Raw genomic sequence first — 16045 nt, forward strand, 5'->3', positions numbered from 1 at the left:
GTTTCTAGCGCGACCAGGCCAGCTTGATGCGCAGGCCCCAGACCAGCGCGGATTGCACATCGGGGTCCCAGCCGGGATGGATCACGTATTGCATTTCAGGTTGCAGCGTCAGCCATGGCATGACGGGCCGCGCCGCCGTCAACTCCATCGATGTTTCATGGGTTCGTGCCTGGCGATCGGCCAGCATGGTGGCGCGCGCGCGGGCGCCCAGGCGGGCATGGGCCATCGCCACGCCCAGTTGCCAGGGGCCTGCCTCGCGCACCAGGCCGGTGCCCAGATAGGCGCTGATCGGGTTGGTGCGCGCATCGGCCAGGCCAAATCGCACCCAGCCGTGCCAATGCGGCGCCAGCGGTCCTTCTACCAGCACATAGCCGCCCTGCGATGCCGCGCGCGCCGCCTCGTCGTCCACGCGCGCGGAAGGGCGGGTATAGCGCCACAGGCCCATCTGCACTTCGCCTTCGCCCAGCGGCACTTCCACTTCGCCGATGAGCAGCGCGCCGGTGGTGCCGGGCAGGCGAAAGGCGGGCAGGCGGTCGTTGGCCATGCTGCCGGCCTGGCCATCGAACGCGCCCATCCGCAGCGTGACCTTGCCCGCCGTGCTGGCCGTGATCATCGCGCCACTGGCCGCCATGGGAAAGATGCCGGGTCCGTTGGGGCCGCTTTGCGCCAGTTCCGGCCCGATGCCATGGCTGGCGTGCACGAACAGCGCCGCCACGCTCTGCACGTCGAATTCGGTGTTCACGTCGATCAGGCCGGCCTTGGTCGCGATCGCCAGTGGCGCAGCGTTGTCGCTCACCTGCCAACGCACCCATGCTTCGTAAAGGTGCTGGCGGGTGGGCGCCTGGACGCTGCTGATGCCTTGCGAATCGCCCACCCAGCGATCGGAAAAGATCGGCCCGTGCACCGCGATGAAATCGACATGGGCCGTCAGCCGCGAAGCGCCCAATGCTGCGCCGTTCACATCCACCCAAGCATCGGCCCGCCCCGCCACGCCGCCGCCCCGGGCCAGCCCGCCATCGGCCACGTCCAGGGCATCGGCCACATAGCTTGCGCCCAGGCCGATCAGCCGTGGCGGTGGCTCGTCAGCGGCCAGCACGGGCTGCGGGGCGGCCGCCATCAGGCACGATGCCAGGCACGCGGTCCATGGCGCCATGGGCCGAAAACGCCGGCGGCACGGGGGCCGCGCAAGGGACGGGGAGCGATGCATGACAGGCACTGTGCACCGCGCCCGGCCAAGCCTGGATGGACGCTGGCCTGCGCAGAAACGCGCATCGCGCCAATGCGCATTGCGGCATTAAGCTGCCGTTGACCGGCAAGTGGCCGCCGCTACCGGCAATGATCTGCCGCAATTCGCCATGCGGACAGGCGATGAACCGGGCATGAGTGTTGCAGGACTGCATCAGATCTTGTCAAAGAATAGGTATGCACTTTTGGGCTGGCACGTCGTGCTTGAGCCGCTATGATGAGAGTGCATAAGACAGGATAAGCCCGGCGCGGCGGTGGGAGAGGACGCCGTAAAAAATCCCTGCGCCGGGCGAACCTGTCATGCCGCCAAATCGGCGGATTTCTCCCAAAATCCATCGCTTTACCGCAGGTGCCACGGCGCCCGCGACGCGTTGTGCCGGTCACACGACTCGTGATGTCGGCGCCGCGCTTGCGGCCCTGTGCAAACGACAGGGGCGGACCCGCAGGCCCGCCCCGTCATCAGGCGTAAAGCGCCCGGTTCAGGCCGTGGCCAGCACCGGACGATTGGCGATCAGATTGTCCACCACCGAAGGATCCGCGAGGGTCGAAGTGTCGCCCAGCGAGCCCAGGTCATTCTCGGCGATCTTGCGCAGGATGCGGCGCATGATCTTGCCCGAACGGGTCTTGGGCAGGCCTGGCGCGAACTGGATCACGTCGGGCGTGGCGATCGGGCCGATCTCGTGGCGCACCCAGGCCACCAGCTCGCGGCGCAGCGCCTCGTCCGGCTCCACTTCGGCGTTGCAGGTGACATAGGCATAGATGCCCTGGCCCTTGATCGCGTGGGGCATGCCCACCACGGCGGCTTCGGCCACCTTGGCATGGGCCACCAGCGCGCTTTCGATTTCGGCCGTGCCCATGCGGTGGCCCGACACGTTGATCACGTCGTCGATGCGGCCGGTAATCCAGTAATAGCCATCCTCATCGCGGCGGCAGCCATCCCCGGTGAAGTACCAGCCCTTGAACGTGGTGAAATAGGTCTGGAAAAAGCGCTCGTGATCGCCCCAGACAGTGCGCATCTGCCCCGGCCAGCTATCACCGATCACCAGGCAGCCATCGGTTGCCCCTTCCAGCACCTGGCCGTCGTTATCCAGCAGCGCGGGCTTCACCCCGAACATCGGCTTGCTCGCCGAACCGGGCTTCAATGCGGTGGCGCCGGGCAGGGGGGTGATCATCGCGCCGCCGGTTTCGGTCTGCCACCAGGTGTCCACGATCGGGCAGCGGCCTTCGCCCACCACCTTGTGATACCATTCCCAGGCTTCGGGATTGATCGGCTCGCCCACGCTGCCCAGCAGGCGCAAGGATTGGCGGCTAGTCTTGTGCACCCAGTCATCGCCCTCGCGCATCAAGGCGCGCAGCGCGGTGGGGGCGCCATAAAAGATTTCCACGCCGAACTTGTCCACCACCTGCCAGAAGCGGCTGGGATCGGGGAAGTTGGGCACGCCTTCGAACATCACCGTGGTGGCGCCATTGGCCAGCGGGCCATAGACGACATAGGAATGCCCGGTGACCCAGCCGATATCGGCCGCGCACCAATAGATCTGGCCGGGCCGGTAATCGAACACGTATTGGTGCGTCATCGATGCCCACACGGCATAGCCGCCGGTGGTGTGCAGCACGCCCTTGGGCTTGCCGGTGGAGCCGGAGGTGTAGAGGATGAACAGCGGATCTTCCGCGTTCATTTCCTCAGGCGGGCAATCCGCGCTCTGCTCTGCCACGCTGGCAGCCCAGGGCAGATCGCGCCCTTCCTGCATCGGCACTTCGGCGCCGGTGCGCGCCAGCACCACCACGGTATCCACCGCCGGGCAATGCGTCAGCGCCTCGTCCACGTTCTTCTTCAGCGGCACGCGCTTGCCGCCGCGCAGGCCTTCGTCGGCGGTCAAGACCACGCGGCTGTCGCAATCCTCGATTCGCCCGGCCAGGGCATCGGGAGAGAACCCGGCAAAGACGATCGAATGGATCGCGCCGATGCGCGCGCAGGCCAGCATGGCCACGGCCGCTTCGGGCACCATCGGCAGGTAGATCGTCACCCGGTCGCCGCGCTGCACGCCGCGCGCTTTCAGCAGGTTGGCCAGGCGGCAGACATCGCCATGCAGTTCGCGATAGGTGATCGCGCGCGATGCGTCCTCGGGGCTGTCGGGCTCCCACAGGATGGCCACGTCGTCGCCACGCGTGGCCAGGTGCCGATCGAGGCAATTGGCCGAAAGGTTGAGCGTGCCATCCTCGAACCAGCGGATGCCGAAGTCTTCCTCGTGGAAGCTGGTGTTCTTCACTTTGGTGAAGGGCTTGATCCACTCGATCCGCTGCGCTTCCTGCGCCCAGAAGGCATCGGGTTCTTCCACCGACCGACGGTGCATTTCCAGATAGCGCGCCTCGTCGATCAGGGCGGTCTGGGCCCAGTCGGCGGGAACGGGATAGATGGCTTCGGCCATGTGCGGAACCCTCTCGATAATTGTCGCGGCGGTTGCGACCGGCGTGATGCTTGAGAGCTACGCTAGCCGCTTGGACGTCTCTATGCCAGTTGGATATAAGTCTACCATGGCGCCGGTGCGAGGGGGCACAGCGCCGGTCCATCGCGCCGTTTCGGCCATGTGTCGCAACAGCGAAACACCCGTCCGCGCCGATCTGCGTGGGAGGCCCCGCGGCACAAGCACAGCCCACCAAATCGGCATGCAACTCCCAAATGGAAGGTGTGTGTTCGCCACCCATCGTGCACAAAATGCACCAGCGGCTTGTGGTTGCTGGCATGTCGCTGATTAAAAAGAAAAATTCGTAGAAATCGGGTGGTTTTGCCAGGGGGCCGCATGTTGACAGATTGCTATGGCACATTCCATTCCGTGGCTGAGATCGCAGCGCATTGCACCGCGCGCTTCCCCACCGCGAACACGAGGTTGCCATGAAATCCCCGTTTGCCCGGCGCCTGGCCGGCGCTGCTTTTGCCGCCTGTGCCATGCTTGCCCTGGCCGCGCCGGGCCTGGCCCTGGCCCAGGCGCAAGTGCCGGTCGGCACCGGCACCGCGCCCGATGAACTGGCCCCGCCGGTCAAGCACCAGGCGCCGTTCTTTGCCCGCCGCATCACCGGCTACCTGCCCGCGCGCGATGGCACGCAATTGCGCTTTTCCGCCCTGTTGCCCAAGGGCAAGGGGCCGTTCCCGGTGATCGTCAACTACAGCGGCTACGATCCCGGCTCGATCGGCGGCGCGGCCTATATGGACGACAACACGGCGATGTCGGTCAATCTCGATCGCGCGCTGGTCCAGGCCGGTTATGCCGTGGTCGGCGTGAGCGCCCGCGGCACGGCCTGCTCGGAAGGGCAGTTCGAATTCCTCTCGATGCGCTATGGCCAGGATGGGCGCGACGCGATCGAATGGATTGCCATCCAGCCCTGGGCCAACGGCGCGGTGGGCATGGCCAACTGGTCGTGGGCGGGCATGTCGCAGATTGCCACGGCGGCCGAGCAGCCGCCGCATTTGAAGGCCATCGCGCCGGGCATGGTGCTGGGCGATGCGCGGCTCGACAGCTGGTTCATCGGCGGCATTCCCGCGCCCGGTTTCGTCGATGGCTGGTGGGGCTATCTCCATTCGCGCTGGGATGCCGCACGGCACAGCGCGCAAGCCGAAGGCGACCAGCGGTGCCTGGCGCAGATCGCCCAGAACCTGCAGACCGCCGAAAAGAACCGCGTGCCCTCGATCCTCATCCGCCACCCGGTGCGCGACGATTATATCGAGATTCGCAACATGGCGGCGCGCACGCACCAGATCCAGGTGCCGGTGTTCTCGATGGAAGCGTTCCAGGACGAAGCGGTGATCGCCCGCGAAGGCTATTACCAGGAAACGCTCGATCCCGCGCGGCTGTGGTTCCTGCAAACCAATGGCGCGCACGATGTCTATGTCTCCACCCGCTTTCGCCGGCAGTTGATCGCCTTCTTCGATCGCTTCGTGAAAGGCCGGGTCAATGGTTTCGAAGCCACGCCGCATGTCCAGGTTTGGACCGAAGCCACGCTCGCCGGGCCGGCGCAGGGCATTTTCGAAAACCTCACGCCGGGCGTGACGCTCAAGAGCGATGTTTTTCCGCTGCAGGTCACCCCGCGCGCCTTCGCGCTCGATGCCGGGGGCAAGCTGGTGCCCGATGCGCCCGCCGGCACGGGGCAGGACGATTACGACTATCCCCTGCGCGGCCCGGCCGTGCAGCACGAATTCACGCGCGACAGCTGGGAAGCGCTCAAGCCCGGTTGGGAAAAGGCCACGCTGGCCTATACCACGCCGGCCTTGGCCGAGGATTTCATCGGCTATGGCTCTGGCGCGGCAGACTTGTGGATGGCGGCCAGCGGCGCCGATGCCGATGTGCAGGTGACGCTGACCGAAGTGCGCCCCGATGGGCAGGAAGTCTATGTCCAGCGTGGCTGGCTGCGCCTGTCGGATCGCGCGCAGGATCCGGCCAGGTCCACGCCGCTGCGGCCCTGGCCGCTGGACCGGCCCGACAGCATGGCCGCCATGGTGCCGGGCGAGCCGGCGCTGGCGCGGATCGAGATCCAGAAGTTTGCCCATGTCTTCCGCACGGGTTCGCGCATCCGCCTGTGGATCGACACGCCCAGCCAGTTCGGCGGCAACCTGTTTGCCCCGCAATCGGTGCCCACGCGGCTGACCGTGCTGCACGATGCCGCGCACCCTTCGCGCCTGATGCTGGGCCAGGCGCCGGCCAGCGCGGTGGTGGGGGCCATTCCCGCCAGCGCGCCGGCCTGTGGCACCGTGCTGCATCAGCCCTGCCGCGCCGATCCGCTGGCGGGCAATGCGATCACGCTGGGCTTGCCCCAGCCGCAAGGAGAGAAGTGATGACCGTCTCACGTCGCAATGCCCTTGGCGCGATTGGCGTTGGCCTGCCGCTGGCGGCCGCTGCCACCCGCGCGCTGGCCGCCCCGGTCGTGCCGCCCGCGCCGCCGCCGATGCCCACCGGCGCTGCCATCCACGAACCCTCGGCCCCGCCGCTGCCGCCCGGCGGCGCGCCAGAGGTGTTCGACAAGGTTGGCCTGGAATGGGTGATGAACATCGTGCCGTTCTGTTCCGAGCCGGAATACATGGGCAGCGCGCAGGACCAGGTGGCGTCTGACGGCTATCGCAACGATGTCTGGCCGGTGATCGGCGGGGTGTTCTATGGCCGCGGGATCAAGGGCACGGTCATTCCCGGTGGCGGCGATTTCCCGGTGATCCGCCCCGATGGCGTAGTCGTGGTCGATGCGCTCTATCGCCTCAAGACCGACGACAACCAGCAGATCATCATCCACAACAAGGGCCTGGGCTATACCGAGGAAAAGTATCGCCTGTTGCCCACGTTCGAAGTGCCCGGCGCCAAGTATGCCTGGCTGCGCGAATCCGTGTTCGTCGCCACGCTGACGTTCCCCGTGCCGCCCTCGATCAAGACGCCCGATTTCGGCCCCAAGGCCAATGGGCGCCTGATCCAGGTTTTCCGCCTGACCTGACGCGAAAACCCCTCCCACAGCGGCGATGCAGGCGATAGGGTGGCAGGCGATGTTGCGCTCCACCGTCCTGCTCGCCGCGCTTTGCGCCACTGCCTCTCCCGCCCTGGCCGAGACGGTCTATGTCCGCGCCGGGCGGCTGGTCGATCCCGAAGCGGGCAAGGTTCTGACCGGCCGCCTGATCCGCGTGGACGATGGCCGTGTCGTGGCGATCACGGCCGATGGGCCGGCTCCGGCCGGCGCGAGGGTGATCGACTGGAGCGGCTATACCGTCCTGCCCGGCCTGATCGACATGCATGTGCACCTGGCCGACATGGACCAATCGGAAAACGTGGCCGAGCCGCTGCTCCATTCGGCCATGGAAATCGCCTATGTCGGCGCGCGCAACGCCCGCACCACGCTAATGGCCGGGTTCACCAGTGTGCACAACTGCGGCAATTTCCGCGCCTATGCCGATGTCGAACTGCGCAACGCGATTCTCCGGGGTGACGTGATCGGCCCGCGCATCAGCGCGGTGGGTGCCTATGTGACGATTCCCGGCGGCGGCGGTGAAGTGACCGGCTTTGCCCCTGATGTGGACGTGCCGGCCGACATGCGCGCGGGCGTCGTCAACGACGCGGCCGACACCACGCGCAAGGTCAACGCGCTGTTCCAGCACGGCGCGGATTCGATCAAGCTGATCGCCACCGGCGCGGTGCTGGCGCAGGGGACGGAGCCCGGCCAGCAGGAATTGAGCGAGGACGAAATGCGCGCCGCCGTCACCGTGGCCAAGGCGCGCGGATCGTGGGTGACGGCCCATGCCCATGGCGCGGAAGGCATCAAGTCAGCCATGCGCGCCGGGGTCAAGGCGATCGAGCATGCCAGCCTGATCGACGATGAAGGCATTGCCATGGCCAAGGCCAAGGGCGTGTGGCTCGACATGGATATCTACGACGGCGACTATATCGCCGACTATGGCCGCGCCCACCACTGGCCGGCCGACATGCTGCGCAAGAATGACGATACCACGCAGGCCCAGCGTGACGGCTTTGCCAAGGCGGTGAAAGCCGGCGTGAAACTCTCGTTCGGCACGGATGCGGGGGTTTACCCCCACGGCCTCAACGCCCGGCAGTTCAAGTACATGGTGCGCTATGGCATGACGCCGATGCAGGCGATCCAGGCCGCCACCACCGTTTCGGCAGAGCTCCTGGGCTGGAGCAAGGACGTCGGCGCGCTTTCACCCGGCCACTATGCCGACATGATCGCGGTGAGCGGCGATCCCCTGGCCGATATCACCGTGCTCGAGCATGTCGACCACGTGATCAAGGGCGGCGACGTGGTGAAGTGAGGGGTTGAGCCTCTGCAACAGAGCCTTGGACAGACACCGCGTAAGTCCCTATTCCAACGCCCGATTCCTCCCCCCACGGAAAAAGCGCGCCCAACATGACCGACAAGCCCAATGGCCCCGCCCTAGACCGCCGCAGCCTGCTGGCCGGACTTGCCATCACCGGCGCTGCTGCCGGGGTAGAGGCGCAGGCCGCCGCGCCGCGCAGCCGGGCCAAGGTGGATGCGGCCTTGCGTGCCAAGATCGACACGGTCGTGGTGATCTATGCGGAAAACCGCAGCTTCAACAATCTCTTCCCCGATTTTCCGGGCCTGGCGCAGCCGCTTTCCGCCGTGCCGCCAGAGCGTGCCCGGCAAAAGGACCGCGATGGCCGCATGCTGGAAACCCTGCCCAAGATCTGGGAAGGCATGGTGCCCGACAAGCAGGTGGTCGAGCACGCCGAATTCCAGATCGGCGAGGATGCCATCACCGGCCTGCCCAACGCGCCCTTTGCGCTCAAGACGCCCGAAGGCGATCCGCTGCCCCACGGCGTGGTGACGCGTGACCTGATCCACAGCTTCTACAACAACCAGTGGCAGATCAACGGCGGGCGCAACGATGGCTTTGTCGCCTGGGGCGATAGCGGCGCGCTGGTCATGGGCCACTATGGCGATGTGCGCGCCAATCTGCGGCTGTGGCAGGTGGCGCGCGAGTTCACGCTGTGCGACAATTTCTTCATGGGCGCGTTCGGCGGCTCGTTCCTCAACCACCAATATCTGGTGGCCGCAACGCCGCCGTTCTATCCCGATGCGGACAAGAGCCCCGCGAAAGACCGGGTGGTCAAGCTGGACCCGGCCTATCGCGATCCGCCGCGCCCGCTGCTCAAGGCCGGCACCCCGGCCAGCGCGATGGACGGGCCGGTGCGCTTCGTGGCGGATTCGATCACGCCCGATCATCGCGCGGTCAACACCATGCTGCCGCCCTATCTGCCCACGTACCAGGCCGATCCCGAAAAGCCGGGCATGGCGCTGTTCGGCGCCGTCATTCTAAATTCCATCACTTCTCCCGTTCTCTCATCTTTTCTTTTCATTAGTTCATTTTTATTTCTCTTTCATTTTTTTCACACTTATTTTAAATCTTCCACAAACTTCACTTACCAAACTCAACTCTCCTTTTTCTCCAATTTCTCATAACAACAAAAATCCACCAACCCCCCAAAAAAAAACCAAAAAAACCCTCAACCCCAAAACAAAACCCAAATAACCACCCACTCCACATCTCCTACACCACACCCCTCAAACCTACACCTCCTCCTCCCTCCCCTCCTACCCCCAACCATCCCCCCTTCCCCCCTTAACAATCTACCAAATTTACTTCAATTTTTTCCCTAACTATATACACAACCCCTCATCCCCCTTCTTCATTTTTCCCCCATACTCCCTCCCTTTCCCTCACCTCACCCTCTTCTGCCTTCCCCTCTCCCACACCATCCCCCTTTCACCTACCACCTAATCCCCACCTCCCCCTCCTTCCCTTACCCTCCTCCCCCGCCTTACACCGTAACCTTCACCTCCCCTCGCCGGCCCCCCCCCGCGCCCCCCCCCCCCCTCTGGTCCGCCGCTTTGGCCTCAAGACGCTGCCCGGCCTGGTGGAACGCGACAAGGCGATGCTGGCCGCTGGCGGCCCCCCGCCGGGCGATCTGACGGCGGCACTCGATATCTGATCCTTCCCCCTCTGGGGGAAGCGATCACCGCACGGCGGGCGGGGCCAGCGCGGCAACCGGGCCGGGCGCGGCCGCCGTATCGGTCTGCGGTGTTGGCGATGCCTGCGGCTGCGGTGCAGACTGGGGCGCAGGTTGGGGTGACAGCGGCTGCGGCGCGGGCAGCACCATCGCGGCGGTTTCCAACTGGTCCAGGGCGTGCTGCGCGGCCACCCAGTCGCGGGCGTGGGCCAGCCATTCGGTGGCGGCATCCTTGCCCGGCATGCGTTCCACGTCGCTGATCGCGGCATCCACCCGGCCACCGGCCAGCGCCAGGCGGGCATGATCGGCGCGTGCTTCGGGGGTGGCGTTGGGGCCTTCGTCGTGGCGGATCACGAACAAGCCGGCGATCTGGCCCGAAAGCCAGTCCCAGGTGTTGCCCTGCGGCGCCTTGCCCATCAATTGCGGCTCGATCGCGGCGAGTTCTTCCGACAGGCTGCCCAGCGTGATCGGATGGGCAGAAGCGGCAATCACCCGGTCCACCGCGCCGGGCTGGCTGTCGCCAAAGCGCACGCGCAGCTGGTTTTCCAGAATGCCCAGCGGCTGCCCGCGCTCGATCGCGCGGCGGGTGGCAAAGGCCACCAGCAGCGCTTCGGCCCGCGTGGCCTGGCCTGCGGCGGCGCTGGCTTGCTGGTTCAATTCGGCCAGGCGCTGCTCCAGCGCGGAAACCTTGGCCGATGTGCTGGCCAGGACGGCATCGCTGGCCGCGCTGCTGGCGGCGGCCACCACCGCTTCAGAGGCCACGGCGGCAGGCACGTCGCCGCTCGCGCTGGCCATCGGGCCCAGGTCAAGCCGCAGCCAGCCTTGGCGCGCGGCCAGCCAGGCCCCGCCGCCAGCCAGCGCCAGAATGACGATCAGGGCCAGCCCCACCGCAAGCCGGCCACCACCACGGCGGCCACCGCTTCGGTTACCGGGCGGAATTGCTTGTCCGTATGGCGTGTCCTGCATCAATCTTTTTCGCTTGTTCGTGGCCCCGAAGTCACAGGTTCTGGCACATTTGCCGGGCCAGCGCCAGCAATGGTTGATCGCGGCGCTTGGCAGATATTTCAACCGCTTGCCATCCAGGGCCAGCCATGGGCCCGATTCGTGGCGCCAGGCACGCCAGCGCCACGTTGCCACGTGCGAGGCCCAAGCGTGCGCATTCTGCGGCAAAATGGCGCGCCGCTTCGCCCGAATGCAGCGCCACCACGCAGGGCCCCTGCAGCAGCGCTTGCGCCGCCGGATCGAGCGGCAGGGGCCGCGCGGCATAGACCGTGATCGTTTCCACCGCCACGCCCGGCGGGGGCGCCAGCGGCGCGGGATCGGCGCCCGACAGGCGCAGATAGCGCCCCGGCGCCAGGTTTCGCGCCACTTCGGCCAGGCCCCCTTCGCCCACTTGCGCCACGGCAAAGCCGGCATCTTGCGCTGCCTGTGCCGTTTCTGCGCCCACCGCCAGAACGGGCAGCCGGGCAAGCCGCGCCAAGCCCGGCCCGGCCAGGCGGAACAGGTTGGCGCTGCCCGCCAGAATGCCGGCAAAGGCGGCGGGATCGGGCACTGTCCACGGCACCGCGTCTATCGCAAACAGCGGGGTGCCCAGCACGGTCAGTCCCATGGCACGCGCGGCGGCAACGCTTGCCGCGTTGCCCGGCTCGGGCCGCAAGACCAGCAGCGGGCGCATCAATGTGCCGGGGAATCATCACCGTGGAAAAACGCGGCAATGCCTTCGGGTGCCTGGGCCAGCAGGCGCTGCGCCAGGACGAGCGGCGCCTGGGCATCATCGGCGGCAAAGCGCGCGGTGTCTTCCACACGCAGGGCGCCGTCGGGGCTGAACAGCGCGGCGCGCAGCACCAGATCATCGCCCGCCGAGGTGGTCAGCACGGCAATCGGGCTGTGGCACGTGCCGCCCAGGCCCGCCAGCAAGGCGCGCTCGGCACGGATTGCGGCGTGGGTGGGGGCGTGGTCGATGGCGCCAAGCAGCGCGCGCACATCCTGGCGCGCGGCCAGGCATTCGATACCGATCGCCCCTTGCGCCGGGGCCGGCAGCCATTCCTCTGCCGGCAGGACATGGCCCACCCCGGTTTCGCCCAGGCGTTGCAGCCCGGCGGCGGCGAGCAGCGTGACATCGGCCTCGCCCGCCTGCAACTTGGCCAGGCGCGTGGCCACGTTGCCGCGAAACGAAACGATTTCCACGTCGGGCCGCGCGTGCAGCATCTGCGCGGCGCGGCGCGGCGCGCTGGTGCCCACTCGCGCGCCTTGCGCGATCGCGGCCACGCTGGCCGCACCCACCAGCACGTCGCGCACGTCGGCGCGCGGCAGCACGGCGGCAATGATGATCGCCTCGGGACGGACGGTTTCCACGTCCTTCATCGAATGCACGGCAAAGTCGATCTCGCCATGCAGCAGGGCCGCGTCCAGCTCCTTGGTCCACAGCGCCTTGCCGCCGATCTCGGCCAGGGGGCGGTCCTGGATGCGATCGCCACTGGCCACTTGCGGGCACAGTTCCACCGCGTCTTCCGGCCAGCCGTGGGCGGCACACAGGCGCGCGCGGGTTTCCTCGGCCTGGGCCATGGCCAGGGGGGAGCGGCGGGTGCCAAGACGCAACGGCCGGTCGAGCGTCTGCGATGGGTTGTGCGACGGGTTGTTCATGCGTGGCTTGCCGTAAACGGGATTATCTCTAAGGGGAAGCTCCGCATGGCCCTGATCCTTGGCATCGAATCCTCGTGTGACGAAACCGCCGTTGCCGTTATCGACGGCAGCGCGACGACGCTTGCCACCCGTATCGTGGCACAGCGTATCGCATCGCAGGACGAAGCGCACCGGCCCTATGGCGGTGTCGTACCCGAAATCGCCGCCCGCGCCCATGCCGATGTGATCGCCCCGATGGTGGCCGCCACGCTGGCCGATGCCGGCCTCACGCTCGATGACATGGACGCCATTGCCGCCACCGCCGGCCCCGGCCTGATCGGCGGGGTGATGGTCGGCCTGGTTACCGGCAAGGCGCTCGCCATGGCCAGCGGCAAGCCGCTGATCGGGATCAACCACCTGGAAGGCCACGCGCTTTCCCCGCGCCTGGCCGATCCCGGCCTTGCCTATCCCTATTGCCTGCTCCTGGTATCGGGCGGCCATTGCCAGATCCTGGAAGTCATGGGGCTTGGCCAGTATCGCCGCCTGGCCACCACGATCGACGATGCGCTGGGCGAAGCGTTCGACAAGACCGCCAAAGTGCTGGGGCTGGGCTATCCCGGCGGCCCGGCGGTGGAGCGCCTGGCGCGCGAGGGCAACCCGCGCGCCGTGCCGCTGCCGCGCCCGCTGGTCGGCAGTGGAGAGCCGCATTTCTCGTTCGCCGGCCTTAAAAGCGCGGTGCTGCGCGCGCGCGATTCGGGCCAGTATTGCGCGGCAGACCTGGCCGCCTCGTTCCAGCAGGCGGCGATCGACTGCGTGATCGACCGCACACGCGGCGCGCTGGCGCAGTGTTCGCCAGGCATGACCGCGCTGGTCGTGGCCGGGGGCGTGGCTGCCAACGCCGCGCTGCGCGGGGCGCTGGAAACGCTGGCCGGGGAAGCCGGCCTGCCGCTGGTGGCGCCGCCGGTAAAGCTGTGCACCGACAATGCCGCGATGATCGGCTGGGCCGGCGCCGAACGCTTTGCCACCGGCCAGGCCGATCCGCTCGACCTGCCGGCCCGGCCGCGCTGGCCGCTCGACGATGGTGCTGCGCCCGTGCGCGGTGCGGGAGTGAAGGCATGAGCGTGGCTGATGTGGGGGCGCCGGGGGTCGGCGTGATCGGCGCGGGCGCCTGGGGCACCGCGCTGGCGCAGATGGTGGCAAGCGACGGGCGGCCTGTGGTCCTGTGGGCGCGCGAGGCGGCGCTGGCCGAAACGATCAACCGCGAGGCCCGCAATCCCACCTATCTGCCCGGCGCCACACTGGCGCCACAGATCGCCGCCACCAGCGACCTCGCCGCGCTGGCCCACTTGCCCGTGCTGCTGCTGGTCACCCCGGCGCAGTTCCTGGGCAGCGTGATGGCCGGTCTGCCCGATTTCGCCGGCGATCTGGTGCTGTGCGCCAAGGGGATCGAGGCAGGCACCGGGCGGTTGATGGCGCAAGTGGCGCAAGACGCCGCGCCGCGTGCGCGCGTGGCGGTGCTTTCTGGCCCGACCTTCGCCCACGAAGTTGCGGCCGGCCTGCCCACGGCAGTCACGCTCGCCTGTTCGGGCGGGGACGCGCAGTGGCAGCGCCTTGCCCCGGCCGTGGCGCGGCCCACGTTCCGGCCCTATTATTCGGCCGACGTGATCGGGGCGGAGATCGGCGGCGCGGTCAAGAACGTGCTGGCGATTGCCTGCGGCGTGGTCGATGGGCTTGGCCTGGGGCAGAATGCGCGGGCCGCGCTGATCAGCCGCGGCTTTGCCGAAATGCAGCGCTTTGGCCTGGCCATGGGCGCGCAGGGCGAGACGCTCTCGGGCCTTTCCGGGCTGGGAGACCTGGTGCTGACCTGCTCTTCGCCGTCGAGCCGGAATTTTTCGCTGGGCAAGGCGCTGGGGGAAGGCCAAACCGCGTCTCAGGCGTTGTCAGGCCGCAGCAGCGTGGCCGAAGGGGCGTATACCGCGCCCGTGCTAGCCGATCTTGCCCGGCAGAAGGGAATTGCCATGCCGCTGGTCGATGCGGTCGTTACCCTGGTTCAAGGGCAGGCCCCGGCCCGCGACGTTGTCGCCAGCCTGCTGGCCCGCCCCTTGCGTGCGGAACGCCCGCTTGGCTGAACCCACTCTTTCCGCAGGCCTTCCCGCCGATCGGGTGGATGCGCAGGCCGAACAGGCCGATATTGCCGCGCTGGCCAAGGGCGGGCGCACCAACTTTTTCGGTTTCGTGCTGCGCCTTGCGGCCAGCGTGCCGTTCCTGTTCATCGCGGGCCGGCTTTACGGCGCGGCCACGCTGGGGCGCTATGCCTCGGCCACGCTGGTGGTGGAACTGGCCGCGCAGCTGGCCACCCTGGGGCAGAAGCGCGGGCTGGCGCAGCAACTGGCCAAGGAAGACCGGCCCGGCGCCTGCATCGTGGCCGATGCCCTGCTGCTGTCGGCCCTGGTATCGGCGCTTTGCGCGCTGCTCTTGTGGCTGGTGCCGGTGCTGATGTTCCCCAGCGGGGACTATACGCGCGTGGACCGCCTGCTGCCGCTGGCGATCCTGCCGCGCGCGCTGGGCGATGTCGCGTTGGCGGCGCTGGCCTATCGCTTTGATGTGGGTGCCACGGTGCGCGCACGCGCGGTGGTGGAACCGTGGACGCAATCGCTGGGCGCTGGCGGGCTGTGGCTCGCGGGTATGTGGTGGGCGCCGCTGCGTGATAGCGGGCTGATCCTGGCCTATGCGCTGGCGATGCTGGCCGCGATGGTCACTGCGTTCGTGCCGCTGCTCAAAAGCTATGGCCTGCCGCGCCAGTGGGAGCCGCGCCTGCGCGACCTGCTGCGCCTGGCCAATCGCAACTTGCCGCTGGCCGGCGCCGATGCGGTGGAATGGGGCACGCGCAAGCTTGACCTGTTCATCCTGGGCACTTTCGCCCCGGCCGAGGCAGTGGGCATCTATTACGTGGCGCAGCAGGTGGCGACGCTGCCGCAAAAGCTGAAAACCAGCTTCGAACCGATCCTGGGCCCGGTGATCACCCGCAACCTGCGCGAAAACAATTTCGGCGCGATTGCCCGCCAGGTGTGCCAGGTGGGTTTCTGGATCACCGCCGCGCAGGCCGGCATCGCCTTGGCGCTGGGCCTGCCGGGCAAGGGCGTGATGGGCCTGTTCGGCCCCAATTTCGTGGCGGGCACCGGCGCCCTGGCGCTGTTGCTGGCGGCCGAAGTGGTGGCCGCGCCTGCGGTGGTGAGCGAAGCGGCGCTGATCTATGTGGCGCGGCTGCGCAACTGGTGGATCAGCCTGGGCACGATCGCGCTGCAGGCCGGGCTGACCGTGGCCTTCATCCTGGCCGCGCGCGAACTGGGCGGTGGCGGCATGGTCGAGGCGATGGGCGCGGCGCTGGCGCTGGTCGTGTCGCTGGGCCTCGCGTCCCTGCTCAAGTCGCGGCTGCTCGGCTCGATCCTCAAGCAGAAGATCAGCAACTGGCGCTGGGCGCTGGTCTGGGCCGCGCTGCCCGCGCTGGGCGTGGGCCTGCTGGCGCGGTTCCTGCCCGAATGGGCCGAACTGGCGCTGGGCGTGCCGGGTATCCTGGGTGTCTATGGCTTCGTCATCTGGCGCCGCGGCTTTGGCCCGGAAGACCGGGTGCTGTTCCGCAAGCAGAAGGGGTAGGGGGCTTGGCC

At 67.7% G+C, this 16045-nt stretch carries 12 protein-coding genes; 7 read left to right on the forward strand and 5 right to left on the reverse strand.

What is annotated here, in order from left to right; genetic code table 11:
* Positions 1–4 precede the first annotated feature (4 nt).
* Both R9J51_RS07955 and acs read right to left on the reverse strand, forming a co-directional pair.
* The gene (locus R9J51_RS07955; RefSeq protein ID WP_218847424.1) at positions 5–1117 is read right to left on the reverse strand and encodes a carbohydrate porin; all 1113 of its coding nucleotides are present in this window, start codon (positions 1115–1117) and stop codon (positions 5–7) included.
* A 607-nt stretch (positions 1118–1724) separates the two neighbouring features.
* On the reverse strand, positions 1725–3674 hold the full coding sequence (gene acs / locus R9J51_RS07960) for an acetate--CoA ligase (RefSeq protein ID WP_179506349.1): 1950 nt from the start codon (positions 3672–3674) through the stop codon (positions 1725–1727).
* Between the two features lie 464 nt (positions 3675–4138).
* Between acs and R9J51_RS07965 the strand changes: the two genes are divergently transcribed.
* The 4 genes from R9J51_RS07965 (at position 4139) to R9J51_RS07980 (ending at position 9210) form a co-directional block, all read left to right on the forward strand.
* Complete coding sequence (locus R9J51_RS07965) at positions 4139–6073, forward strand: CocE/NonD family hydrolase (RefSeq protein ID WP_179506350.1); 1935 nt, start codon at positions 4139–4141, stop codon at positions 6071–6073.
* Complete coding sequence (locus tag R9J51_RS07970; RefSeq protein ID WP_179506351.1) at positions 6073–6717, forward strand: DUF3237 domain-containing protein; 645 nt, start codon at positions 6073–6075, stop codon at positions 6715–6717. The genes R9J51_RS07965 and R9J51_RS07970 overlap by 1 nt, the downstream gene beginning before the upstream one ends.
* 49 nt (positions 6718–6766) lie before the next feature.
* Entirely contained in the window at positions 6767–8041 is a 1275-nt protein-coding gene (locus tag R9J51_RS07975; RefSeq protein ID WP_432787935.1) for an amidohydrolase family protein, read from the forward strand.
* 95 nt (positions 8042–8136) lie between these two features.
* Entirely contained in the window at positions 8137–9210 is a 1074-nt protein-coding gene (locus R9J51_RS07980; RefSeq protein ID WP_432787936.1) for an alkaline phosphatase family protein, read from the forward strand.
* Between the two features lie 554 nt (positions 9211–9764).
* Here R9J51_RS07980 and R9J51_RS07985 read toward each other — a convergent pair.
* The 3 genes from R9J51_RS07985 to hemC all read right to left on the reverse strand — a co-directional run bounded on the left by R9J51_RS07985 (position 9765) and on the right by hemC (position 12401).
* Complete coding sequence (locus R9J51_RS07985; protein WP_248290224.1) at positions 9765–10646, reverse strand: hypothetical protein; 882 nt, start codon at positions 10644–10646, stop codon at positions 9765–9767.
* Positions 10647–10755: 109 nt separating this feature from the next.
* Positions 10756–11433, reverse strand: coding sequence for a uroporphyrinogen-III synthase (locus R9J51_RS07990; RefSeq protein WP_179506719.1), 678 nt, complete (start codon positions 11431–11433; stop codon positions 10756–10758).
* Positions 11433–12401 carry a hydroxymethylbilane synthase gene (gene hemC, locus R9J51_RS07995; protein ID WP_179506353.1) on the reverse strand — a complete coding sequence of 323 codons (969 nt, stop codon included), beginning with the start codon at positions 12399–12401 and terminating at the stop codon, positions 11433–11435. Before hemC ends, R9J51_RS07990 begins: the two co-directional genes overlap by 1 nt.
* 45 nt (positions 12402–12446) lie before the next feature.
* Here hemC and tsaD point away from each other — a divergent pair, with 45 nt between their 5' ends.
* From tsaD to R9J51_RS08010, 3 genes are read left to right on the forward strand one after another with little or no spacing between them, the layout of a single operon-like run.
* On the forward strand, positions 12447–13499 hold the full coding sequence (gene tsaD, locus R9J51_RS08000; RefSeq protein WP_179506354.1) for a tRNA (adenosine(37)-N6)-threonylcarbamoyltransferase complex transferase subunit TsaD: 1053 nt from the start codon (positions 12447–12449) through the stop codon (positions 13497–13499).
* On the forward strand, positions 13496–14509 hold the full coding sequence (locus R9J51_RS08005) for an NAD(P)H-dependent glycerol-3-phosphate dehydrogenase (RefSeq protein WP_179506355.1): 1014 nt from the start codon (positions 13496–13498) through the stop codon (positions 14507–14509). Before tsaD ends, R9J51_RS08005 begins: the two co-directional genes overlap by 4 nt.
* The gene (locus tag R9J51_RS08010; protein ID WP_246865843.1) at positions 14502–16034 is read left to right on the forward strand and encodes a lipopolysaccharide biosynthesis protein; all 1533 of its coding nucleotides are present in this window, start codon (positions 14502–14504) and stop codon (positions 16032–16034) included. The genes R9J51_RS08005 and R9J51_RS08010 overlap by 8 nt, the downstream gene beginning before the upstream one ends.
* Positions 16035–16045: the final 11 nt, after the last annotated feature.

The sequence above is a fragment of the Novosphingobium rhizosphaerae genome (assembly GCF_050920675.1).
In the GTDB taxonomy this organism is placed as follows: Bacteria; Pseudomonadota; Alphaproteobacteria; order Sphingomonadales; family Sphingomonadaceae; genus Novosphingobium; species Novosphingobium rhizosphaerae.